Origin of the sequence: uncultured Rhodoblastus sp., from assembly GCF_903903185.1 — a bacterium.
Classification (GTDB): domain Bacteria; phylum Pseudomonadota; class Alphaproteobacteria; order Rhizobiales; family Beijerinckiaceae; genus Rhodoblastus.
Genome location: NZ_CAIUXT010000157.1, coordinates 1 through 22,309, shown reverse-complemented (window position 1 = coordinate 22,309; position 22,309 = coordinate 1). Strand labels below are relative to the sequence as shown.

14 protein-coding genes and 1 pseudogene are annotated in these 22,309 nt (G+C 63.8%); 12 read left to right on the top strand and 3 right to left on the bottom strand.

Going from position 1 to position 22,309, the window contains the following annotated elements; all coding sequences use genetic code 11:
- Positions 1 to 8: 8 nt before the first annotated feature.
- Positions 9 to 1,502 carry a toll/interleukin-1 receptor domain-containing protein gene (locus QZY01_RS14895; RefSeq protein ID WP_294538345.1) on the bottom strand — a complete coding sequence of 498 codons (1,494 nt, stop codon included), beginning with the start codon at positions 1,500 to 1,502 and terminating at the stop codon, positions 9 to 11.
- 1,376 nt (positions 1,503 to 2,878) lie between these two features.
- On the opposite strand from QZY01_RS14895, the gene QZY01_RS14890 reads away from it, so the two are divergent.
- The 6 genes from QZY01_RS14890 (at position 2,879) to QZY01_RS14865 (ending at position 11,317) form a co-directional block, all read left to right on the top strand.
- Entirely contained in the window at positions 2,879 to 3,556 is a 678-nt protein-coding gene (locus QZY01_RS14890; RefSeq protein ID WP_294538410.1) for a PhoH family protein, read from the top strand.
- A 476-nt stretch (positions 3,557 to 4,032) separates the two neighbouring features.
- On the top strand, positions 4,033 to 4,479 hold the full coding sequence (gene aroQ / locus QZY01_RS14885) for a type II 3-dehydroquinate dehydratase (protein ID WP_294538342.1): 447 nt from the start codon (positions 4,033 to 4,035) through the stop codon (positions 4,477 to 4,479).
- Positions 4,476 to 6,608 (top strand): FUSC family membrane protein, encoded by a 2,133-nt coding sequence (locus tag QZY01_RS14880; protein ID WP_294538339.1) that lies wholly within the window; start codon positions 4,476 to 4,478, stop codon positions 6,606 to 6,608. The genes aroQ and QZY01_RS14880 overlap by 4 nt, the downstream gene beginning before the upstream one ends.
- A gap of 77 nt (positions 6,609 to 6,685) precedes the next feature.
- The gene (locus QZY01_RS14875) at positions 6,686 to 7,276 is read left to right on the top strand and encodes an ANTAR domain-containing protein (RefSeq protein WP_294538336.1); all 591 of its coding nucleotides are present in this window, start codon (positions 6,686 to 6,688) and stop codon (positions 7,274 to 7,276) included.
- Positions 7,273 to 8,373, top strand: coding sequence for a CmpA/NrtA family ABC transporter substrate-binding protein (locus tag QZY01_RS14870; protein WP_294538333.1), 1,101 nt, complete (start codon positions 7,273 to 7,275; stop codon positions 8,371 to 8,373). Before QZY01_RS14875 ends, QZY01_RS14870 begins: the two co-directional genes overlap by 4 nt.
- Before the next feature lie 274 nt (positions 8,374 to 8,647).
- Positions 8,648 to 11,317 carry a nitrate reductase gene (locus QZY01_RS14865; protein ID WP_294538330.1) on the top strand — a complete coding sequence of 890 codons (2,670 nt, stop codon included), beginning with the start codon at positions 8,648 to 8,650 and terminating at the stop codon, positions 11,315 to 11,317.
- A 106-nt stretch (positions 11,318 to 11,423) separates the two neighbouring features.
- On the opposite strand, the gene QZY01_RS14860 is transcribed toward QZY01_RS14865, so the two are convergent.
- Together QZY01_RS14860 and QZY01_RS14855 are read right to left on the bottom strand one after the other, a co-directional pair.
- Complete coding sequence (locus QZY01_RS14860) at positions 11,424 to 12,236, bottom strand: pentapeptide repeat-containing protein (RefSeq protein ID WP_294538327.1); 813 nt, start codon at positions 12,234 to 12,236, stop codon at positions 11,424 to 11,426.
- 298 nt (positions 12,237 to 12,534) lie between these two features.
- Positions 12,535 to 12,786 (bottom strand): annotated as a pseudogene (locus QZY01_RS14855) (chromate transporter); the annotation flags it as partial.
- A 266-nt stretch (positions 12,787 to 13,052) separates the two neighbouring features.
- On the opposite strand from QZY01_RS14855, the gene QZY01_RS14850 reads away from it, so the two are divergent.
- From QZY01_RS14850 to nifJ, 6 genes are all read left to right on the top strand, one after another.
- On the top strand, positions 13,053 to 13,256 hold the full coding sequence (locus tag QZY01_RS14850; RefSeq protein WP_294538325.1) for a hypothetical protein: 204 nt from the start codon (positions 13,053 to 13,055) through the stop codon (positions 13,254 to 13,256).
- A 174-nt stretch (positions 13,257 to 13,430) separates the two neighbouring features.
- Positions 13,431 to 15,785, top strand: a complete 2,355-nt coding sequence (locus QZY01_RS14845; protein ID WP_294538322.1) for a tetratricopeptide repeat protein — start codon at positions 13,431 to 13,433, stop codon at positions 15,783 to 15,785.
- Between the two features lie 92 nt (positions 15,786 to 15,877).
- The gene (locus tag QZY01_RS14840; protein ID WP_294538319.1) at positions 15,878 to 17,116 is read left to right on the top strand and encodes an alpha/beta hydrolase; all 1,239 of its coding nucleotides are present in this window, start codon (positions 15,878 to 15,880) and stop codon (positions 17,114 to 17,116) included.
- A 242-nt stretch (positions 17,117 to 17,358) separates the two neighbouring features.
- On the top strand, positions 17,359 to 18,678 hold the full coding sequence (locus QZY01_RS14835; RefSeq protein ID WP_294538316.1) for an MFS transporter: 1,320 nt from the start codon (positions 17,359 to 17,361) through the stop codon (positions 18,676 to 18,678).
- 22 nt (positions 18,679 to 18,700) lie between these two features.
- Positions 18,701 to 20,359, top strand: coding sequence for an NAD(P)-binding protein (locus QZY01_RS14830; RefSeq protein WP_294538313.1), 1,659 nt, complete (start codon positions 18,701 to 18,703; stop codon positions 20,357 to 20,359).
- Positions 20,356 to 22,309: pyruvate:ferredoxin (flavodoxin) oxidoreductase (gene nifJ / locus QZY01_RS14825; protein ID WP_294538310.1), on the top strand; the 1,954-nt coding region annotated here is incomplete at its 3' end. The genes QZY01_RS14830 and nifJ, both read left to right, overlap by 4 nt.

Sequence of the window (22,309 nt, the reverse complement as noted above, 5' to 3'; positions counted from 1 at the left end):
CGCCCGCCTTACTGGACAGTGGACCCTTCGTTCTGCCGCCTCATGTCGACCATCTTTTCGACGTCGTTGCCAAATGGATTCAGCTCCAGCGTCTCTTCCTTGCGCGAACTCGCAGCGCCGCCAATATAGAGCCAAACCGCACGCCGATCCGGGTCGCTTGCTCTCCAGCGCGAGATGATCGAGTCGTTCAATTGCGTGACGATGTCCTTGTAAGCCGCATTCGCCCAGCACAGGATAGTCTGCTCGGTCTTAGCGAGCATCTCGTCGAGAACATCCTCGGGCACACCGTCCGCTGGATCCGGCGCGAGCGTCGGCGAATAGCCCTCGGCTTTCAGGCGTTTGAATACTTCGGTGGCGAAATTTCGGTCGTCGCCGACATAATGGATGTAAACCGGCTTGGGTTTGACAATCTTAGATCCAGATTTAGAATATAGAGTTGACAAACGCTGCAGGACGAATTGGCCGAAGCTTGTTGGCGTGTCGCCTACGACCTGATCCGACGGCAAAAAGCTTCCAAAGCGCGCCAGCACGGCAAAGGGATCGCGCTCCGCGACGTGCGGATTTTCGATAGCCTGGGAGTGAACCACTTTCGGCGCGTAGATCAGCCGGTAGAAAGACGGGCGCTTGGCGGCTTCGAGCGCGGCCTGAGCGAGCTGGAAGGCGACGCTTTCCTTGTCGATCCCCTCGGGCCGGAAACCGGCTTTATCGCCAAGGAGATGGATGGATAACTCCGCATCCGCTAGAGCCGCGCTGACAGTGCTCTGAGGCTGTTCGGCCAGTTCCGAGAGATCGGCTACGCTGTACCCGGCCTGCTTCAGCGCGGTGATCAAATTAATGTATTCGTCGCGCATGTCATTGGCCGGTTTTGCGACGAAAACCTTGCGGCCATTAACGGGCGCGAGGAACGCGGGCTCTTCGACGGGAGTCTTCATCTGCACGCCGAGCTGATTGAGCCGTTCCTGAATCGCCACCGCCAATTCATTAATGCGGTCATAGAATTCAGGCCTGACGCGCCCGCGATAATAATATTCCACTTCGTCGCGCCGATCCTTGTCGACATCGTAGAAGCGGACCGCTTGTACCGATTTCAGGACTTCATGAACTTTGTCGTCGGCTACGGGGTGCTTGTCGGCCCGAAAAATCCGCTTTTTCCTCAAATCGCCGTCCAGGCTTCTGATACGGGCCGCCATGGCCGAAAGCTCTTTATCGCACCATGGGCTAGTTATGTAGTTGTTTGATAAAAGGGCTATAAATAAATCAGCCTCCTGAAGCGCTGATTCAATTATTTCATTCCACTCGTCTCCTGGTTCAATATTATAGCGGTCCATCCAGACAACAGTTTCAGGCACCCCCTTCATCTGCAGCTCCCAAAGCAACTGCTCACGAAAGTGTTTTACGTAGCATGCCTTCGGGTTTTCAGGGGGAGCCCTATCGTCTATGCGCCTATAGCTTAGAAAAACTCTCTGAGCGACCGGAGGCGAACAAAACGTTTCCTTTCCCATCGATGTCTCCTCAAACACAGAACGCGGCGACTCAAAAAACATCGCCAAAAAAAACCTCGGGAAATCCGCCAATGATCTTTTATATTAGGCGCTTTTCGCGACAAGGCGCAATAGGTTAAAAATGTTTAAAAAGGATGCTGAACGGTCGAAGGCGAGAAAAGGGCCATTCATGGACGGTCAGGCTTGGATCGAAAATCGGGGTTGCGCCCAACGCGCCCGCGATCTGCAATCATCGGCCTCGTTCTGGAACAAGGGCGCGCTCACCTTGATCTGCCTGGCGGCGTTGGCGGGCGCAGCGGCGGTTTTTTTGGCGACCGGCAACCCATGCCCGGCGTTTTCTCGCTCGTCGCCGCGATCCTTTTCGCCATCGGGACGGCACGAGTTTGGACTGGTATCATTCTCGATTTGCCGCGATAGAAAGAGCCAAATTTCGAATTCATCGCGATTTGAGAAACAATTTGGAATGACTTTCTATTCTCTCCGAAGCATTTAGCGTTTTCACGCGGCCTCGGTCACGACTACGCGTTTGACGGAAGCCGGGGAGGTCCGCTGAATGCATTGCTCCGGCCATTGCGAGAAAGGCCTGAAAGACAGGTTTAGGGCGACGTGAGACCATCGCCCAGCCGAAGTTGGAGGTCGCCTTCGAGCCGAAGGCGGTCGATCAGGATCTCGTTTTGGGTCCACTCAAACTCCCTTTTTGTTGGTCGTCTGCGTCAAGCGGAAAGGCGATCCCTTCAAGGATCGCCGAGCGGATCGCCGGATTGGTCGAACCGGCCGGGCTTTCGGAAAGTCGCAGGGCGAAATCATTGGCCTGCGGCGTCGACAGGCCCGGGCGCGACGCCTCGGCCTCGCCCGGTGTGCGTTTCCGCCGAATTGCAGCCCCTTCGCGCAAGCCATGGCGCTTCGGGTCGGTGGGCAGGGGGTCGCCCAAAACAGAGCCGTTTGTCCGAATGCGGCTCCAGTGGGGCATATCTGGTCCGGTCCGATTGGCGCGGGTGGTCGCGCGGGCGTCCATCCCGGCGGCACCGCCGCTACGTGGGCAGGTTCGCCCAACGGGTTCGTCCGCGCAAGCTTGCCCGCGGCCTTCCCGACCGTGAAAAAGCTAAAATACCTGCTTTATATTAGCGGCGAATCGTATATCCTCGGTTCAGCGAGGAGCAGGCCAATGGCGTCACCTTCCTTACGAAGCGCAATAGCCTCCCCCGCCTTTTACCCAGTCGTATCGCTTAAACCTCCCCCGTGCTTTCCGCCTTGACCCGGAGAGCGCGCCCATCGATTCACCCTTGAGGAGTCCGCGCGTGGGCAAGCAACTGGACCGAAAGAAGAGCCGCAATTCCCGTCAATACGGAGTCCGTCAACACGGAGATGCTGAAATCATCGAGTTCAAAGGATCGAAATTCCAGAACGATCGTGTCCTCCCGCCCATCAAAGCGCTCAATCCCACCCAGTCGCATTATCTCGCCGCCCTGCGCTCCAGCCCGCAAATTGTCGTCCTCGGCCCCGCCGGCACCGGAAAAACATGGATCGCCGCCACCCACGCCGCCGATCTCTATCGCACCGGCCGCATCGACAAGATCATCCTTACCCGCCCCAATGTCCCCTGCGGCCGTTCGCTCGGCTTTTTCCCGGGTTCGCTGCAGGACAAATTCGCCCCCTGGGCGGTTCCCATCGCCGACGCGATCAAGGAGCGCATCGGCGACGCTGCTTACGAGATCGCGCTCAAACGCGGCGATATCGAAATGGCGCCCTTCGAGGTGATGCGAGGGCGCTCGTGGAAAAACGCCTTTATCCTGCTCGACGAGGCGCAGAACACCACAGTCGCCGAGATCAAGACCTTTCTGACCCGCGTCGGCGAGAATTGCATCAGCGTCGTCAATGGCGACATCCATCAATCCGATATCCAGCAGGCTTCGGGGCTTGGCCGGATGATCGAACTGATCCGCTCGCACGGCCTGCCGGTTCCGGTGATCGAATTCGCGATCGAGGACATCGTGCGCTCCGGCATCTGCGCAATGTGGGTTCGTGCTTTCGAAGGCGAAAGCGCGCGCTGCTGATCGAAAACCGGCGCGCGCCCGGCGCGGCCCTGTCGCCCCCCTGACAGGGCCGCGCCACGTTGTTCCTGGCTCTTGGCCACGGCCTGCTGTTGAAAGTCAATTGGCGCCGGCGCCGCCTTTCCAGAGGCCCCCAACCGGGTCAGGATCGCTTCGCCAAGCCCGGTTGAAGACGGGCGTCTTTCGACGCCCAATGGCTTCGCCATAGCCTTTGGAAGACGGGCGTCTTTCGACGCCCTTTGGGGGCTGTTGATAACGGTCGCTGCCGCCAGTCAAATGCGAAATCGCCAAATGGCTGAATTATAGGTCCCCTCGTCATGCTGGACCTGGGCTCCCAAAATTCCAACACCTTCCCCGACCGGCCGGCGCCCTTGTCTTCCTGCACGGCCACGGCCATATCCCGCGCGCGCAACGCGGCCTATATTCGTGCGAAAGTCCGGGTCTTTCCCCTGCGGCTGCGATGAAAGGACAAGGTCTCGATGAGCCGGCTCGTCTATGTGCTGAATGGCCCCAATCTGAACCTGCTCGGTCAGCGCGAGCCGCACCTTTATGGCGCGCAGACGTTGGCCGACATCCAGCGCGCCTGCGCGGCGCTGGCCGGCGAATTGAAGCTCGATCTGCGCTTCCATCAGAGCAACCGCGAATATGAGCTGATCGACTGGATTCACGAGGCGCGCGGCAAGGCCGGCGGATTGGCGATCAATCCCGCCGCCTTGACCCATACGTCCATCGCGCTGCTCGATGCGCTCAACGCCTTCGAGGGGCCGGTGATCGAAGTCCATATTTCCAACATCCACAAACGCGAGGAATTCCGTCAGAAATCTTTTGTGTCGAAACGCGCCGACGGGGTCATCGCCGGCTGCGGCGCGCAGGGCTATGAACTGGCGTTGCGCCGCCTCGCCAGGCTGATCGACGACAAGGGATGAAGCTCCTGCGGGCGGCCGCGCCGCAACCGAAACTGTTCAAATATCTGTTCGGCCTTCATATCGTCAACGGCTGCGCGGTCGCCGTCGGGGTGTTTGCCACCGCCGTCGCGGTGGGCTGGTTCGCCGGCTTCGAAGCCCGCATGGCGGCGGCGTCGGGCGCGCTTGTCGTCAGCATTGGCGATACGCCGTCGCCGCTCGCCGCCAAGCTGCGCATCCTGCCGCTGGCGCTGGTCTGCGCGGTGCTCGCCTCGCTGGCGACGACGCTGGCGATCGACGATCCGCTCATCGAAAGCGCGGTGATCGTGACGGTTGGCGTCGGCGCCGGCCTGCTGCTCGCCTGGGGGCGCTGGGCGATTCCGCTCAGCGTGCTGGTGATGCTGGCGATGGTCTTCACGCTTGGCGCGCCGCCGGCCGATCTCGACGGACGGCTGAGCTACGAAGTGCTGTTCGCGCTCGGCGGCGCGATTTACATTCCTGTCGCGCTGGCCTTGACGGTCTTGCTCGACGCTTCCGGCCGGCGTCTTACCCTGGCCGAGGTGCTGCGCGAATTCGCCGCCTATCTGCGCTGCGTCGCCGGCTTCTATCAAGAAAATCCCGACCAGACCGCGCTGTATCTGAAACTGCTGGAGCAGCAGGCCTCGCTTTCCGATCATTTGCAGGCGGCGCGAGCCCTGATCGCCGGCGCCGGCGACCGGCCCTCGGCTTTGCGGCTGACCGCCGGGATCGCGGTGCTGCTCGAAGCCTTCGACGGCGTGGTTTCGGCCCATGCCGACCAGGCGCCGCTACGTTTGGCGGGGGCGAAGAACAGCCGTCTCGCCGGGCTGGTCGCGGCGCTGGCGATGCAACTCGCCGCCGAACTCGAACATCTGGCGCTCGACCTGACGATCGGCAAAAAAAATCTCTATTTTCCCGACCATCAGGCGACGCTCGATCTGTTCGCGCGGGAAATCGCCCGGATATCCGCCGATCCCGCCGTCGATCCGCATCTGTTGCGCGCGGCCCGGCTGACCCGCGCGCGCTTCGGCTGGGTGGTGTCGCATCTCACCCGGCTGCCGGCGGTGCTGACGAGGCGCGACAAGGCGCGCAAGGCGCTCGTCGGCGTCGATCTGAACAAATTCGTGACGCCGCTGCGCGTTTCGCTCGCTCCGCTGTTGCGGGAAGTGCGCTGGTCATCGCCGATTTTTCGCCACGCCCTCCGGCTTGGCCTCGCGCTCGGCTGCGGCTATCTGCTGATTCTGTTCGTTCCCGGCCTGCGCCATGGCAACTGGATCCTGCTGACCACGGCGGTGATCATGCGCGCCAGCTACAGCGTCACCCGCCAGCGCCGCAACGAAAGACTGCTGGGCTCGATTCTCGGCTGCGCGATCGCCGGAGCCCTGCTGTGGAGCGGCTCGAACGTCCTGCTCTTCGCGGTCCAGCTCGCCGCAATCGGCATCGCCCACGCCTTCGTGCGCGTCGATTATCGCGTCGCCTCGACGGCGGCGACGGTGATGGCGCTGCTCGGGCTGCATCTCATCGATCCGGTCACCGCCGCGCCGGTTTTCGCACGGTTGATCGACACCGCGATCGGTGTCGCCATCGCCTTTGTGTTCAACCTGATCTTGCCGCAATGGGAGCGGCACGCCGCCCCGGCCTTCGCGCGCGGATTCGTCGCCAATCTCGCGCTTTACGCCGACCACGCCCTGCGTTTCGAGGTTCCCGAACAGGATTACCGGCTGGCGCGGAAAGACCTGATCGAGGCCATGGCGGCGCTCAGCGAATCGGCGGCGCGGATGCGCGGCGAACCGACCGCCGCGCGCGCGCTCCTGCCCGATTACGGCAAACTGATCGCCAGCGCCTATGCGACGGCGGCGCAGATCGTCAACGTGCGCCTGCTGATCCGCAGCCGGCGCGACGAACTCGACGCCCCGGCCTGCGAAAAGCTGCTCGACGAAACGCGGCGCGCGGTTCTCGCCGAACTCGATCTCGCCGCGCCGCCGATCCAGGATTTTGCGCGCGCCGGGGAAACGCCGGCCAAGTCGATAGGCGGCTCCAACGCTTTCGCCGCGCTGCGCCAGCGCTGCGCCGAGGTTTTGCGCGAGACCGGGCAGTTGCGGCGGATCGCATTGGAGAATCTGGCGCTGGCGTGACCGGGACTTTTGTGCTCCGCTCTGGCGCGGGCGCAAGCGCCCGCTATAATCCATCCGCCAACCAAAAAAGGATCGCCTTGCCCGACGATAAAACGCTCCGCATCGTCATCGTCGACCAGAATCCGCTGCGCACCGCGATTTTGCGCGACGGGTTGCGCGAGGGCGGGCCCGTGCAGGTGATCGTCGTCGATACTTTTCTAGATCTCGAACAGCGTCTGCGCGCGCTCGACGCCGATATCGTGTTGATCGATCTTGAAAACCCCAACCGCGACGTGCTGGAGCAGATGATCAGCGCCAGCGGCGCCGAGACGCGTCCGGTCGCCATGTTCGCCGATGCTTCCGACGCCGCCATGATCAACGCGGCCATCGACGCCGGCGTCTCGGCCTATGTGGTGGACGGTTTGAAGAAGGAGCGGGTGAAGAACATCGTCGATCTGACGGTGTCGCGTTTCAACGCTTTCGCGAGGCTGCGCGAGGAACTGGCCGCCGCGCAGTGCCAGCTCGCCGACCGGAAAGCCATCGATCAGGCCAAGGGTCTGGTGATGAAATCAAAAACGATTTCCGAGGAACAGGCCTATGCGATGATGCGCAAGGTCGCGATCAACGAGGGCAAGAGAATCGCCGAAATCGCCCGCTCCATCCTCACGGCGGCGGAGTTTCTGCGATGAACCGGCTGATGCGCATTTCCTACTTGCCGCTCGCCGACGCGGGCCTGCTGTTCGTCGCGAGTGCAAAGGGATTCGACCGCGAGGAGGGGCTGATTTTCGAGCTGCGGCCAGAGGCGTCCTGGGCCAATCTGCGCGACAAGCTGGCGCTCGGCATTTGCGACGCCGCCCATATGCTGGCGCCCGCCGTGGTCGCTTCCGCGTTGGGACTGGAGGGGTTTCACGCGCCGATGATCGGAGCCGTGGCGCTGGGCCTCGACGGCAACGCGCTTTCGCTATCGCCGGGGCTCTCCGCCGATTTGCACGCCAGAATTGACGGCGACGCCGCCGACCCGGCGGCGACGGCGCGGGCGTTCGGCGAAATCGTCGCCGAGCGGGCGGCGCTGAACCTGCCGCCGCTGCGTCTCGCCCATGTGTTTCCCTTCTCCTCCCATCATTATCAGCTGCGGCTCTGGCTGAAGGCGGGAAAGATCGATCCCGGAGCCGTGAGGCTGATGGTCACGCCGCCGCCCTTGATGGAGGCGAGTATGGCCGGAAACTATATCGACGGGTTCTGCGTCGGCGAACCATGGAGCATTCTCGCGCAACAGGCTGGCGTTGCGGAAATCCTCCATCCCTGCCGCGTTCTGGCGCAAAATTGTCCGGAAAAGGTGCTGGCCTTTCCGCGCGACGCCGCGCTGGCCGAGCCGGAACTGCCGCGCGCCGCAGCACGCGCCGTGCGCCGCGCCGCGCTCTGGGGCGAAAGCGCCGAAAATCGCGGCGAATTCTGCGCGATCGTCGCCGAGAACCTGAAGTTCGGCGTCGGCGCGGCCATGGTCTCGCGCGCGCTCGGCTGGAGCGGGCAGGGCGCCTCGTGGCTTCGGCTCGACGCCGAAGCCACGGCGCTCGACGGGTCGCAGGCGCTGTTTGTTTACGCACTGATGGCGGCGGCCGGCCAGACCGGGGCCTCGCGCGAGCAGGCGGCGCTGGCGCGGGAGGCTTTCTGGTCGCCCGGCGGCATGGCTCCGACGCCCTCGCTGCCGATTCTTGCCGCCGCGCCTTTCGATCCGGGGCATTGGCGCGAGACGCTGGCCGCCCTGAACGCAAGGCCTTCCGATTGAATCGCGGCGGCGACAAATTCGGGAACCCGTCCTGAACATTTCAGCCAAAATCCGTCGTTGCCGGGCAGGAAATCCGTCGGTTGCCGAACCGTCCGCGAAAGCCAAGGTTTCCGCTCAGCCGGACCGGCTTGCGCTGAGCATTAGAGCAATGTGCGAAAAAGTGGACGCCGGTTTTTCGCAAAAACATTGCGAAAACAAAGGAATCTGGAGTCGATTGCGATTCGACCGAATCGCAATCGACTTTAGAGGGTAAAAGATCGTGCAGGCAGACCAGATGCGTGAAACAATCCGCACCACCTGTCCCTATTGCGGCGTCGGCTGCGGCGTCAGCGTCGAGGATCCGGGCGGCGCGGCTCGCGTTTCCGGCGATGCGAACCACCCTGCCAATTTCGGCCGCCTCTGCGTCAAGGGCGCGGCGCTGGCGCAGGTGTTGACGCACGAGGAGCGCCTGCTCCATCCGCAGGTCGATGGCGCGCGCGCCGGCTGGGACGAGGCGCTCGATCGCGTCGCCGAAAATTTCAGGAAAACCATCGTCGATCATGGCCCCGGGTCGGTCGCCCTCTATGTCTCCGGCCAATTGCTGACCGAGGATTATTACGTCGCCAACAAGCTGATGAAAGGCTTTGTCGGATCCGCCAATATCGACACCAATTCAAGGCTTTGCATGTCCTCGTCGGTGGCCGGCCACAAGCGCGCCTTCGGCGCCGACACCGTGCCCGGCGTCTATGAGGATTTGGAAGAGGCCCAACTCGTCGTGCTGGTCGGCTCCAATCTCGCCTGGTGCCATCCGATCCTCTATCAGCGTCTCGTGGCGGCGCGCGAAAAGCGCGGCGGCTGGCCGAGAATTGTCAATATCGATCCGCGCCGCACGGCGACAAGCGAGATCGCCGACTTGCAGCTGTCGCTGGCGCCTGGCTCGGATGTCGCTTTGTTCAATGGCCTGTTGCGCGAATTGCAGAAGGCCGGAAAGCGCGACAAGAAATTTGTCGCCGCGCATACGCAAGGCGCGACTGAGGCGCTCGGCGTCGCCAGGAAATGGACGCCAGAAAAAGTCGCCGCCCAGACCGGACTGCCGCTGGCCGAATTGCACCAGTTTTACGATCTGTTCATTCAATATGACAAGACCGTCACCGTCTATTCTCAGGGCGTCAACCAATCCAGTGCGGGGACCGACAAGGTCAACGCCATCGTCAATTGCCATCTGCTGACCGCGCGGATCGGCAAGCCCGGATGCGGTCCGTTTTCCGTCACCGGACAGAACAACGCCATGGGCGGACGCGAAGTCGGCGGCCTCGCCAACATGCTCGCCGCCCATTTGGAGCTTGGGAACCCGGCGCATCGCGCTTTGGTGCGGAAATTCTGGAACGCGCCGCACATGGCGGAAAAACCGGGGTTCAAAGCCGTCGAACTTTTTCAGGCGATCGATGACGGGCGCGTCAAGGCGGTTTGGATCGTCGCCACCAATCCCGTCGATAGCATGCCGGACGCCGATTTCGTCCGCGGCGCCTTGAAAAAATGTCCCTTTGTCGTCGTCTCCGACGTGGCGGCGCATAGCGACACCGGGGCGCTGGCCCAGGTGTTGTTGCCGGCGCAGGCCTGGGGCGAAAAGGACGGAACGGTAACCAATTCGGAGCGCCGCATTTCGCGCCAGCGCGGCTTTCGCGAAAGTCCCGGCGAGGCGCGCGCCGACTGGCGGGCGATCTGCGACGTGGCGAAACGTCTGGGCTTTTCGGAAGGCTTTGCCTTCGACGGACCGGCGGCGATTTTTCGCGAACACGCCGCGCTGTCGGGCCTCGAAAATTATGGCGCGCGCGATTTCGACATTTCCGCTTTCGCCAAAATCAGCGACGCGGAATATCTGGCGCTGGCGTCGTTCCAATGGCCGTGTCCCGCCGGCGTCGCAATCGACGAAAAGCCGAAACGCTTTTTCGCGGACGGCAAATTTTTCACCGACAGCGGCCGCGGCCAATTCGTTGCGACGGATTTTCGCGGAACCGCCGGGCGGACCGACGCCCAAAATCCTTTCCTGCTCAATACGGGTCGCGTGCGCGACCAATGGCGCACGACGATGGGCGCCGGCGGGGCGCAAAACCTGTCGCAGCATATCGCCGAACCCTATGCCGAACTCAATCCGCTCGACGCGGCGCGGTTAGGGATCGAGCCGGCCGGACTGGCGCGGGTGTGGAACGAACGCGGCGCGGTGATTTTGCGCGCGCAAATCACGGAAAGGCAGCGGCGCGGCGGGGTGTTCGCGCCGATCCACTGGAGCGAGCAATTCGCCTCGAAGGCGCGGGTCGGCGCGCTGATCGCGCCCCATGTCGATCCGGTTTCCGGCCAGCCGGAAAGCAAGGCGACGCCGGTTTGCGTCGAGGCGGTCCATCCTGCCTTTTACGCTTTCGTTCTGGCGCGAAAAAAACCGGAAAATCTCGATTGCGATTATTGGGCGCTGGCGCGTATCGAGGGCGGCTGGCGGATTGATCTTGCCGGGCTGAAAGCGCTCCCCGACGCGGATGTTTTCGCGCGCAAAATTTTCGGGCTCGACGCGGCGCCGGAGTGCGATCTGGTTGCGATGCGCGACGACAAGGCCGGGACCTTCCGCTGCGTGGTTACCCGGAAGGACGAAATGCTGGGAGCGATCTTTATCGCGCCCGGGCCGGTGGACGCCGCCCGCGCCTGGCTGTGCGAGCAATTCGCGCGAAGCGAAGCCGACCCGAAGGCTTTGCTGGCCGGGCGCCCGCCGCTCGCCACCCGCGATCCAGGCCGCAAAATCTGCGTTTGCCTCAATGTTGGCGCCTATACGATTCTCGACGCCATCGCCTTGAAAAAGCTGACGAGCGTCGATTCCGTGGGCGCCGCCACCGGCGCGGGAACCGGCTGCGGCTCCTGCAAGCCGGAGATCGAAAGCCTGCTGAAAAACCCCGCACCCGTCTCAAACCAGTGCTGACCTTCAAGAGAAGGGCGCATCGAACTTCGCGATCACAGACAATCCGGCTGGCTGAGGGTCCGGCAGGGGTTTTCTGCCGCCGGCGCAAGCTCAGAGGCCCCGTCGATCACCGCAAAATGGCGCGATCCAGATTGAGCGGCTTGACGAAGAGTTTTGCCGCAGCGGCATCGATCCGCGCGGACGCCAGATCGACGCCTTCCAGCCGCGCGCCGGCCAGATGGGCGCCGCTGAAATCGGCCCCCGAAGCGTCGGCGTGCGAAAAATCGGCGCCGGAAAAATTGGCGTCGTTCAGTCGCGCGAATTCGATATCGACGCGCGAAAAATCGGAATCGGAGAAATTGGCGCCGCGCAGGTCGGTCGAGCGCATGATTGCATGCATGAGGCCCATGGACTGGTTCTTCATATCCGCCGAACCATCCGCCCCGGAGAGGTTGGCGCCGACGAGGCTCGCGCCGGTCAGGTCGCCGGCGATGCGCGCGCCGGAAAGATTGCTGCGATCCATTTTCGCGCGCAGCATCTGGGCGCCGAACAACTGCGCGCCCGAAAGATTCGCCTCGGTGAAATCGGCCTCCAGCGCCCAGGCCTGATCGAGCCGCGCGCCGCGCAGGTTGGTCTCCGCCAGATTGGCGCGATTGAGACGGGCGCCGCGCAGATTGGCGCCGGAGAGATCGAGCCTCGACAGGTCGAGCCCGTTCAAACTTTTGTCGGACAGGTCGAGCGCCTGTCCGGGCGGGCGCCGGGTGATCATGGCCTCGACCTCGGCCCGCGTCATTTCGGCGGAAGTGAAGGCCGGCGAGGCCAGGTTGACGCCGTTCAAGAGAGATTGTGCGCGCAGGGTAGGCGCGAAAGCGATCGCCAGCGCGAGGACGACCGGCGAAATCATTTTTTTCGCAAGCAAAAGCAAATATGCGCCCGTCATTTGCATCTCCGGCGGGAAAGATTATTCCACTCGATCGGACGGCGCCAGTCGCGCCGGCCGGAGCCGATCATCCTGAGAACATTATAAGGGCGCTCCGAGACTTAAAGCGGCAAGGCGGACAAGTCCCGGCAGGGCGCCGCCGGCGACAGGGTCAAGGCGCGCGGGCGCGAGCCAAAAAGCCGGACTTTCAGTTCCGCCATCCGGCCTGCGTCCTTCGGCGTGACGCCAGGGCGGAGGCGGCGAGCGCCCAGCACCACCTCCGGCCAGGGCGGCGCTTGCCAAAAATCAGCAGCAGCAGCGCGACCAGGGCGAGCGCCGAGGGCAGGGTGAAGCCCGCCCAGGCCGCCAGACCGCCCAAAAAGCCGCCGCGCAGGAAACCGAGCGCGATGCCGGTCTGTCTGCTCGACGGTCCCGGCAGGAACTGGCGCAGGGCGACGATATCGGCATAGGCCTGCTCCTTGAGCCATTGCCGGCGCCCGACGAATTCTTCGCGGAAATAGGCGAGATTCGCGACCTGCCTGCCGAAACTGGTCAGTCCGAGTTTCAGCAAAGGCCCGGAAAACTTCGCCCAGGGCTGTCCCCTCCACCGCGGCGGCGCTGCGTTCGTCGCTCATTTTAACGACCCCTTGCCCGGGCAGGATAGGCGCAAGAGCGCGGATGTGAAGTCGGCGCGCTTTGGGCGCAAGGGGCCTTCGCTGGATTTTTTGGAATTTTTCGAAACGGGGATCGGACTACGCTCGTCTTGCGGCAAGCAGGCGCGACGGCTAGTCTGCGCCCGGTCAACCGGCGGATTCGCCTTAAATTGGGAAGGTCGCGATGAAATCTTTGCTGCAATGGAGCCTGGCGCTGGGCCTGATCACAGGGTCTTTGGCTGTGACGGTGGAAGAGGCCAATGCCGTGGTCTGCGCGCGCGGCGTCTATCGCGCCGGCTGCGTGGGACCGCATGGCGCCGTTGGCGTTCGTCGCGCCCCGATTGCCGTCGTTCGCCGTCCGGTGGCGGTGCGCCGCCGGGTCTGGTGAGCGGTCAACGGCGCGCTTGCGATCCGCTCTGCCCGGCTTCCGGCGCAACCCGCGCCGGAAGCCGAAATTTTTGCCTCGGCGCGGTATTAGGTCGCCCATCGGGGGAGCGGGTGATCGCAACCGCGCGACCCCGACGCTTGCCCCATTTGACAGAGCAGGAAAAGGCGCCCCACCTTGCGCAGCTTGAAACAGCATCTGCGAAAGCTTTTTTGCGCCGGGGCGATGATCCTTGCCGTATCTGCGGCCTGCGGCGCCCTGGCCCAGACCGCCGCGCCTCCGGGCCTGAACAGCGAAATCGGCGCGCTTTCCGCCGGCGCCCCGGCGGGCTATGCCGGATCGGCGGCCTGCGTCTCCTGCCATCCCGCCCAGAGCAAGGCCTGGTCGGCGTCGCAACATTCGAAAGCCATGTCGGTCGCGACGCCCGCCACGGTGCGGGGGGATTTTTCCGGGCTGAGCATCGAGAGCGCCGGTTCGCACGGGCGTTTTTTCAGGCGTGACGGCGGGTTTTTCGTCGAGACCGAAGGCGCCGACGGCAGAATCGCGCCTTTCAGGGTCAGCCACACGTTCGGGCTGGAGCCGCTCCAGCAATATCTCGTGACCTTCCCCGACGGGCGCCTGCAGGTCCTGCCCTGGGCCTGGGATACGCGCGCCAGGCAGGATGGCGGCCAACGCTGGTTCCATGTCTATGGCGACCAGAAGATTCCGCCCGGCGACCTCCTGCACTGGACCGGACGTCAGCAGAACTGGAACTATATGTGCGCCGAATGCCATTCGACGGCGCTGCACAAGAATTACGACGCGCGCTCCAACAGCTATCACACGGCCTTTTCCGAAATCAGCGTCGGCTGCGAGAGCTGCCACGGCGCCGGCGCCGGCCATCTCGCCTGGGCGCAGGAACAGGCGAAAGACCCGGCGCGAAAGGCGGAAGGACTCAAGGGCTTCGCCGACGCCATTCCTTCACCTTCGCCCGCCGACTGGACGCCGGACCCGAAAACCGGCAGCCCGGCCAAAGGCGCATCGCGTCCGGCGGGCGACGTGGTCGAAACCTGCGCCCGCTGCCATGCGCGGCGCGGGACGCTCTCGGAAGACTGGAAGCCGGGCCGCGACCTCGCTCAGACCCATATGTCGGCGCTTCTGCTGCGCGGCCTGTTCGAGGCCGACGGCCAGATGCGCGACGAAGTGTTCAACGATCAGGCCTTCAAGCAGAGCCGCATGTATGCGAAAGGCGTGACCTGCGTCGATTGCCACGATCCGCATTCGGGCAAACTCAAAAGCGCCGGCAGTGAAGTCTGCTCGCAATGCCATTTGCCGCAGAAATTCGCCGATTTGAAACATACCGGGCACAAGGCGGGGCCCGGCGGGCCGGATTGCGTGTCCTGCCACATGCCGGCGCGCACCTATATGGTCGTCGACCGCCGCCACGATCATTCCTTCCGCATCCCCCGGCCGGATCTGTCGGAAAAAACCGGCGCCCCCAACGCCTGCAACGATTGCCACGCCGACAAAACCGCGCAATGGGCGGCCGGGGCCATCGAAAAATGGCATGGGCCGCAGCGCAAAGGCCTGCAAACCTATGGCGAGGCGTTCAAACTGGCGCGCGACGGCGACCCCGAGGCGCGCGACCGGTTGATCGCCTTCGCCAGGGATCTGGAGGCGCCCGGCGTCGCCCGCGCCACGGCGGTGCTCGAACTCTCCGCCTTTCCCTCGGCGACGGCGACCGAGGCGGCGCGCGAAAGCCTCAAGGACCCCGATCCGGCCGTTCGGGTCGCCGCCGTGCGCCATCTCGCTGCGCAACCGCCCGAACTGCGGCTGAACTGGCTCGAAGGGCTGATCGCCGATCCGGTTCTGGCGGTGCGTCTGGAGGTTGGCCGGGCTTTGTCGGGCTTGCGGATCGACCAGCTTCCCCCCGCGCAAGGCGCGGCTTTGGCGAAACTCTTCGATGAAAGCGAAAAGACCATGCGGCTCGAAGAGGACCGCCCCGAAGGCCGCGCCAATCTCGCCACATTCTACATGGGCCGGCAGCGCCTCGACGAGGCCGAGGCCGAGCTTCAGGCGGGATTGAAGCTTGACCCGAAAGCCTCGGAACTGGCGGTAAATCTCGCCGATCTTTATCGCGGAACCGGCCGCGACGCGCTGGCGGCGGAGGTCTTGCGGCAATCCATCGCGCTCGCGCCCGAGAATGGCGCGGCGCATCACGCGCTGGGTCTCGCGCTGGTCCGTCAGAAAAATTATCCCGAAGCGCTCGGGCAATTCGCCGAAGCCGCCCGACTTGCCCCGGACGACGCGCGTTTCGCCTATGTCTATGGCGTCGCCCTGAAATCGCTGGGAAAGCGCGAGGAGAGCCGCAAAGTGCTGGGCGAGGCGCTGGCGCGCCATTCCTATGACGCGTCGCTCGTCAATGCGATGCTGGGCGAGGCGCTCGGCGCGGGGGACGTCGACTCGGCGGCGCCGCTGGCGCGGCGGCTGTCGGCGCTGCGGCCGGACGATCCCGAAATCAAGCGGCTCGCCGCCAAATTATCGGGACAATGAGCGCCGGAGGCGCTCGCTTGATGCGGCCTCTGTTCTTGCAACGCGCGCCATGATAGGAAAACCCGTGATTTTTTGAAAGGGGCGGCCATTTGTTGCGCGCGAAAACGGGCCTGACGGTCGCCGGCATGGCGTTGACCCTGATGCTGGCCGCCTGCAGCGGACGGTCTCCGGGCGGCTTGATCCCGGTCAAGGAAACGGTCCCGGGCGCCAGCACGGTCGATGTGCTGGTGGCGACGACGCGCGCCCCTTCGGAACTGCCGGGACAGGTTTTTACCGGCGAACGCGACGACAGGCTGAATTTCGCCGAGATCACGGTCTCGATCCCGCCCGACGCCAATCGCCGGATCGGCGATGTCCAGACCTCGTCCTCGGAGGTCGGCGATCCCTCGAAGGATTTCGTGGCGCTGCGGACCCAACGCGTCGATGAAGCCGATGCGCTGAAAGTGTTGCGCCAGAACCTGCGCCGCGCTCCCAAGAAAGAGGTGCTGGTTTTCGTCCATGGCTTCAATACGCGGTTCGGCGAGGCGGTGTTCCGCATGGCGCAGATCGCGCACGATTCCAATCTGATCGCGGCGCCGCTGCTGTTCACCTGGCCGTCGCGCGGCGATTTGTTCTCCTATACCTATGACCGCGAAAGCGCCAATTTCTCGCGCGACGCGCTGGAGCGGCTGTTGCAGACCCTGCAACGCGACCCCGATGTGGCGGAAATCGACATTCTCGCCCATTCGATGGGCAATTGGGTGGCGCTCGAAGCGCTGCGGCAGATGGCGATCCGCGACAAGCGGCTGGCGCCCAAGATCAAGAACGTCATGCTGGCGGCGCCCGACGTGGACATCTATGTGTTTCGCAAGCAGATCGCCGAAATGGGCTCACCGCGCCCGCCCTTCACCCTGTTTGTGTCGCGCGACGACGAGGCGCTGCGGATCTCGCGCAAGGTCTGGGGCAATGTGCCGCGCATCGGCGCCGTCGATCCGAACGCCGAGCCGTTTCGTTCGCAGTTCCGCGAGCAACAGATCACCGTCATCGACCTGACCGACGTGACCACCGACGACCGTCTCAACCATTCGAAATTCGCCGAAAGCCCGGAAGTCGTCAAACTGATCGGCAGCCGGTTGGCGAACGGCCAGGCTTTCGCCGGCAAGACCGGCATCGGCGAAAAGGTTCTCCAGGTGACGACGGGCGCAGCCTCGACCGTCGGTTCTGCGGCGGGACTCGCCGTTTCGGCGCCGCTCGCGGTCATCGACGGCGACACCCGTCAGAATCTCGGGTCGCAGTTCGAACATCTCGGCGACAACCTCGGCGAAACGGTTCGCAACGTGACGCATTACTGAAATTTCTGGCGGTGGGGCAATTGTCCGGGTTGACCGTCGCCTGCGCATTTCCGGTTTCGACAGGCTCGCGTTTTAACCGGGACGGATTTGCCGCGGCAGGCTTCGGGTCAAGCCGGCATCCCCGCGCCGGTCCCGCATGATCCGGCGTCTCCGCCCTCGTCGTGCGTAGTTTCCGATGCTCCCGTTATGGTGGAAACGGCGGCAAGGGTTTCGCCTGCGGACCCTTGTCGAGGAGCGATTTCATGCCACAGGCGCGGACAGATTTGCGATTTCCCTCAGGCTTGGCGGCGAAGCCGGCCGTCGCCGGCCCAACGATCGCTTCCGAGCCGCCGCGCGCCGCCTATCTCGCCGCCTGGGGCCTCTGTCTGGCGTTCTATTTCCTGCAATATGCGCTGCGCTCGGCGCCCGGCGTGATGATTCCCGAACTCACCGGCGCCTTCAACCTGACGACGCTTGGAATCAGTGCCCTGTTAGGGCTTTACTACTATACCTATGCCGGGTTCGCCATCGTCGCAGGCGCTTCGCTCGACCGATTCGGCGCCAATTATCCGATTGTCATCGGCGTTCTCGCCACGGCCGCCGGCAGCGCGCTGTTTGGCCTCGGCTCGATCGGCGCGGCGGAAAGCGGTCGACTGTTGCAGGGCGCCGGCTCGGCTTTCGCCTTTACCGGCGCGGTCTATCTCGCCGTGCATGGATTTCCGGCGAAATGGCTCGCCACCGCCGTCGGCTTCACCCAACTGGCCGGAATGCTCGGCGGCTTCGCCGGACAATTCGCGGTCGGCCCACTGGTGCAGGGCGTGATCGGCTGGCAGGAATTCTGGATCTATTCCGGCGCCGCGCTCGCGGTGCTGGCGCTGTTGCTATTGGTGATGACGCCCAGGCAGCATGAGCCGGCCAAGGGCCCGCTGCGATCGATGTTCGCCCCTTACAAAATCGTCCTGACCAATCCCCAGTCCTATCTTTGCGGCATTATCGGCGGCCTGTTGTTCATGCCCACAACCATTGGCGACATGATCTGGGGCGTGCCGCATCTCAAACTTGAAGCTGGCGTCACAGCGGCGGAGGCCATCATGCGATCCTCGATGACGCCGCTTGGCTGGGTGATCGGCGCGCCGTTGCTCGGCTACCTCGCCGACCGAATCGGCTTGCGCAAGCCCGTGCTTATCGCCGGCATGCTCATCATGCTCGTTTCCGGCGGCGCCATCGCCTATCTCGATGAGTATATACCTCCGTATATAGGCGGCCTCTTGTTCGGCATTGGCTCGGGCGCCGCGATGATTCCCTATGCGATGATAAAGGAAGCCAATCCCGACAAGGTCAAGGGCAGCGCCACCGGGGCCATGAACTTTCTGGTGTTCAGTTTCAGCGCCCTGTTCGCTCCTTTGTTCGGTCTGACCCTGATGCGACTATCTGATGGCGCCCCAATAAGCTTGACCAATTTCCGTAAAGCCGACATGATCTGGGCAGTGGCGGTTGCGATCTCCCTCGTGCTGACGTTTTTTCTGCGCGAGACGGGAACCAGGCGCCATCCACCGGTTGCAGCATCGCTACCCGGGGAATAAAAGCTGGGGAGCAAGTGCGCCTATGACCGCCAGGCAATCGGATTTCACGCCCGTTGTCGACCTGTTGCAGCAAAAGGGCGCCGGTCCGGTCCGCGACAAGCGGCCCGTTTATGCCGATCATTTGCCGCCCTGCAACAACGCCTGCCCGGCGGGAGAAAACATCCAGGCCTGGCTCGATCTGGCCCAGGCCGGAAATTATCGTGAAGCCTGGCGGACCATCGTCCGGGACAATCCTTTCCCCGCCGTTCATGGGCGTGTCTGCTATCACCCCTGCGAAACCGGCTGCAACCGCTCCATGCTCGACAGCGCGGTCAGCATTCACGCCGTCGAGCGCTTTCTCGGCGACATGGCGACCGAACAGGGATGGACGCCGGACCCGCCCGCAGCCTCCACCGGCAAGCGCGTGCTCATCGTCGGCGGCGGACCGAGCGGCCTGTCGGCGGCCTATCACCTGACCCGTCTGGGCCATGCGGTGGAAGTGCGCGAGGCCGGCCCGCTGCCGGGCGGCATGCTTCATTTCGGCATTCCGGCCTATCGCCTGCCGCGCGCCGAACTGATGAAGGAAATCGCCCGCATCGAAGCCATGGGCGTCAAGATTGTGCTCAACCACAAGGTCGAGGACATCGTCGCCGAGCAGGTCGCGGGCGGCTTCGACGCCGTATTCGTCGCCATCGGCACGCAGATCGGCAAAAAAATCGACATTCCGGCGCGCGACGCGACCAAGGTCATCGACGCGATCAGCCTGCTGCGCGATATCGAAACCGGCGAGGCGCCGCGCCTCGGCCGCCGGGTCATCGTCTACGGCGGCGGCAATACCGCGATGGACGCCGCCCGCATGGCGCGCCGGCTCGGCGCCGAGGAGACGCTGATCGTCTACCGCCGCGACCGCGCGCACATGCCTGCCCAGGAGTTCGAGGCCGACGAAGCCTTGTCGGAGGGCGTCAAGATCAAATGGCTCTCGACCATCAAGGATATTGGCGAAGGCTCGCTCACGGTCGAAACCATGCGGCTCGACGACAAAGGCCGCGCGCAGCCGACCGGCGAATTCGAAACGCTTTCGGCGGACTCGGTGGTGCTGGCGCTTGGCCAGAACAGCGATTGCGGGTTCCTGCGCAACGCCGCCGGCATCACCTTCAACGCCGACGACCTGATCGTCGTCGACGCCAACATGATGACCGGCCGTCCCGGCGTTTTCGCCGGCGGCGACCTTGCGCCGGGCCAGCACAGCGTCACCACCGCCGTCGGCCACGGCAAGAAGGCCGCCCGCGCCATCGACTCCTATTTGCGCGGCGCGCCGGTGAAAAGTCCGGCCAAACATCCGGTCGTGACCTTCGACCAGCTCAATCTGCCGATCTTTCTCGACGCGCCGGTCTCGGTGCAAAGCGAATTGCCGCTGGAGGAGCGGCTGGCCGACGGTTTTGCCGAAACCATGGCGGGGCTGAGCGAGGCGGAGGCGCGCTATGATGCGCAGCGCTGCCTTTCCTGCGGCAATTGCTTCGAATGCGACCAATGCTACGCCTCCTGCCCGGAACAGGCGATCGTAAAGCTCGGGCCGGGCCGCCGCTATCTTTTCGACTACGCGCTTTGCACCGGCTGCGCCGTCTGTTTCGAGCAATGCCCCTGTCACGCAATCGAGTTGGCTCCGGAACCCGCGAGAGCCGCAACGGAGACTTCCGCATGACCGGCGCCGTTCACAGCAAGACCACCACGATCGATGGCAACACCGCCGCCGCCCATGTCGCCTATCGCGTCAACGAAGTCTGCGCGATCTATCCGATCACGCCCTCTTCGACGATGGCCGAACTCGCCGACGAATGGGCTTCGAAAAACATCCGCAACATTTTCGGCGGCGTGACGGTGGTGCAGGAAATGCAGAGCGAGGGCGGCGCCGCCGGCGCAGTGCATGGCGCGCTGCAATCGGGCGCGCTGACGACGACGTTCAGTTCGTCGCAGGGCCTTTTGCTCATGCTGCCCAACCTGTTCAAGATCGCCGGAGAGTTGACGTCGGCGGTGTTCCATGTCGCCGCGCGTTCGATCGCCACCCAGGCGCTGTCGATCTTCGGCGACCATTCCGACGTCATGGCGATCCGCGCCTGCGGCGTCGCCATGCTCTCTTCGGCTTCGGTGCAGGAGGCGCACGATCTCGCCCTGATCGCGCAGATGGCGACGCTCGAGAGCCGCATTCCGTTCGTGCATTTCTTCGACGGATTCCGCACCTCGCATGAGGTGAACAAGCTCACGCTTTTGTCCGACGACGAGATCAGGTCGATGATCCGCGACGATCTCGTGCGCGCCCATCGCGACCGCGCGCTGACGCCCGAGCGGCCGTTCATCCGAGGCACCGCGCATAATCCGGATACGTTCTTCCAGGCGCGCGAGGCCTCCAATCCGTTTTACGCCCACACGCCGGGGATCGTCGAAAAGGCGATGGACGATTTCGCCAAGCTCACCGGGCGGGCCTATCGGCTGTTCGAATATGACGGCGCGGCCGACGCCGACCGCGTCATCGTGCTGATCGGCTCGGCGGCCGAGACGGCGCGCGACACCGCCGCCTTCCTCAATAGCGCCGATCCGCAGGGCGCCAAGCTCGGCGTGCTGCAGGTGCGGTTGTACCGGCCGTTTTCGGTTGTGCATTTTCTGGCGGCTTTGCCTGCGAGCGTCACCTCGATCGCCGTGCTCGACCGCTGCAAGGAATCGGGCGCGACCGGCGAACCGCTCTATCTCGACATCCTGTCGACGCTGGCCCAGGCTTACGCCGGCGGCGAGATCAAAAAAATGCCCCGCGTCATCGGCGGACGCTACGGCCTGTCGTCGAAGGATTTCACGCCCGCCATGGTCAAGGCGGTGTTTGACGAACTGACCAGGCCGGCGCCGCGCAACGGCTTCACCATCGGCGTCAACGACGATGTGTCGGGCACGAGCCTGAGCTTCGATCCGGATTTCATGATCGAGGACGGGGACGTCTTCAGTGCGGTGTTCTACGGTCTGGGAGCGGATGGAACGGTCGGCGCCAACAAGAGCACCGTCAAGATTCTGGCGGAAGACCCGGATCGCTACGCGCAGGGCTATTTCGTTTACGATTCGCATAAGTCCGGCGCCCAGACCGTGTCGCATCTGCGATTTGGACCGCGCCCGATCCGCTCGCCCTATCTGATCGCGGCGGCGCGTTTTGTCGCCTGTCACCAGTTCGACTTTCTCGACAAGACCGACGTTCTGAAAGTGGCGGCGCCCGGCGCGGTTTTCCTGCTCAACTGCCCCCACGACGCCGACGTGGCGTGGGACCGCCTGCCACGCCTCGTGCAGCAGCAGATCATCGACAAGGGCTTGCGGTTTTTCGTCATCGACGCGTCGAAAGTCGCGCGCGACACCGGCCTCGGCGCACGCATCAATACGGTTCTGCAAACCTGCTTTTTCGCGATTTCCGGAGTCCTGCCGCGAGACGAAGCGATCCAGCGTATCAAGCACATGATCGAGAAGTCCTATGGCGCCAAGGGCGCCAGAGTGGTTGAACAAAATTTCATCGCCGTCGATCAGACGCTGGCTCAGCTTCACGAAGTTCCTATCCCGAAAACCGCCACCAGCCTGCTCGAACGTCCACCGATCGTTTCGCGGCTGGCGCCGGACTTCGTGC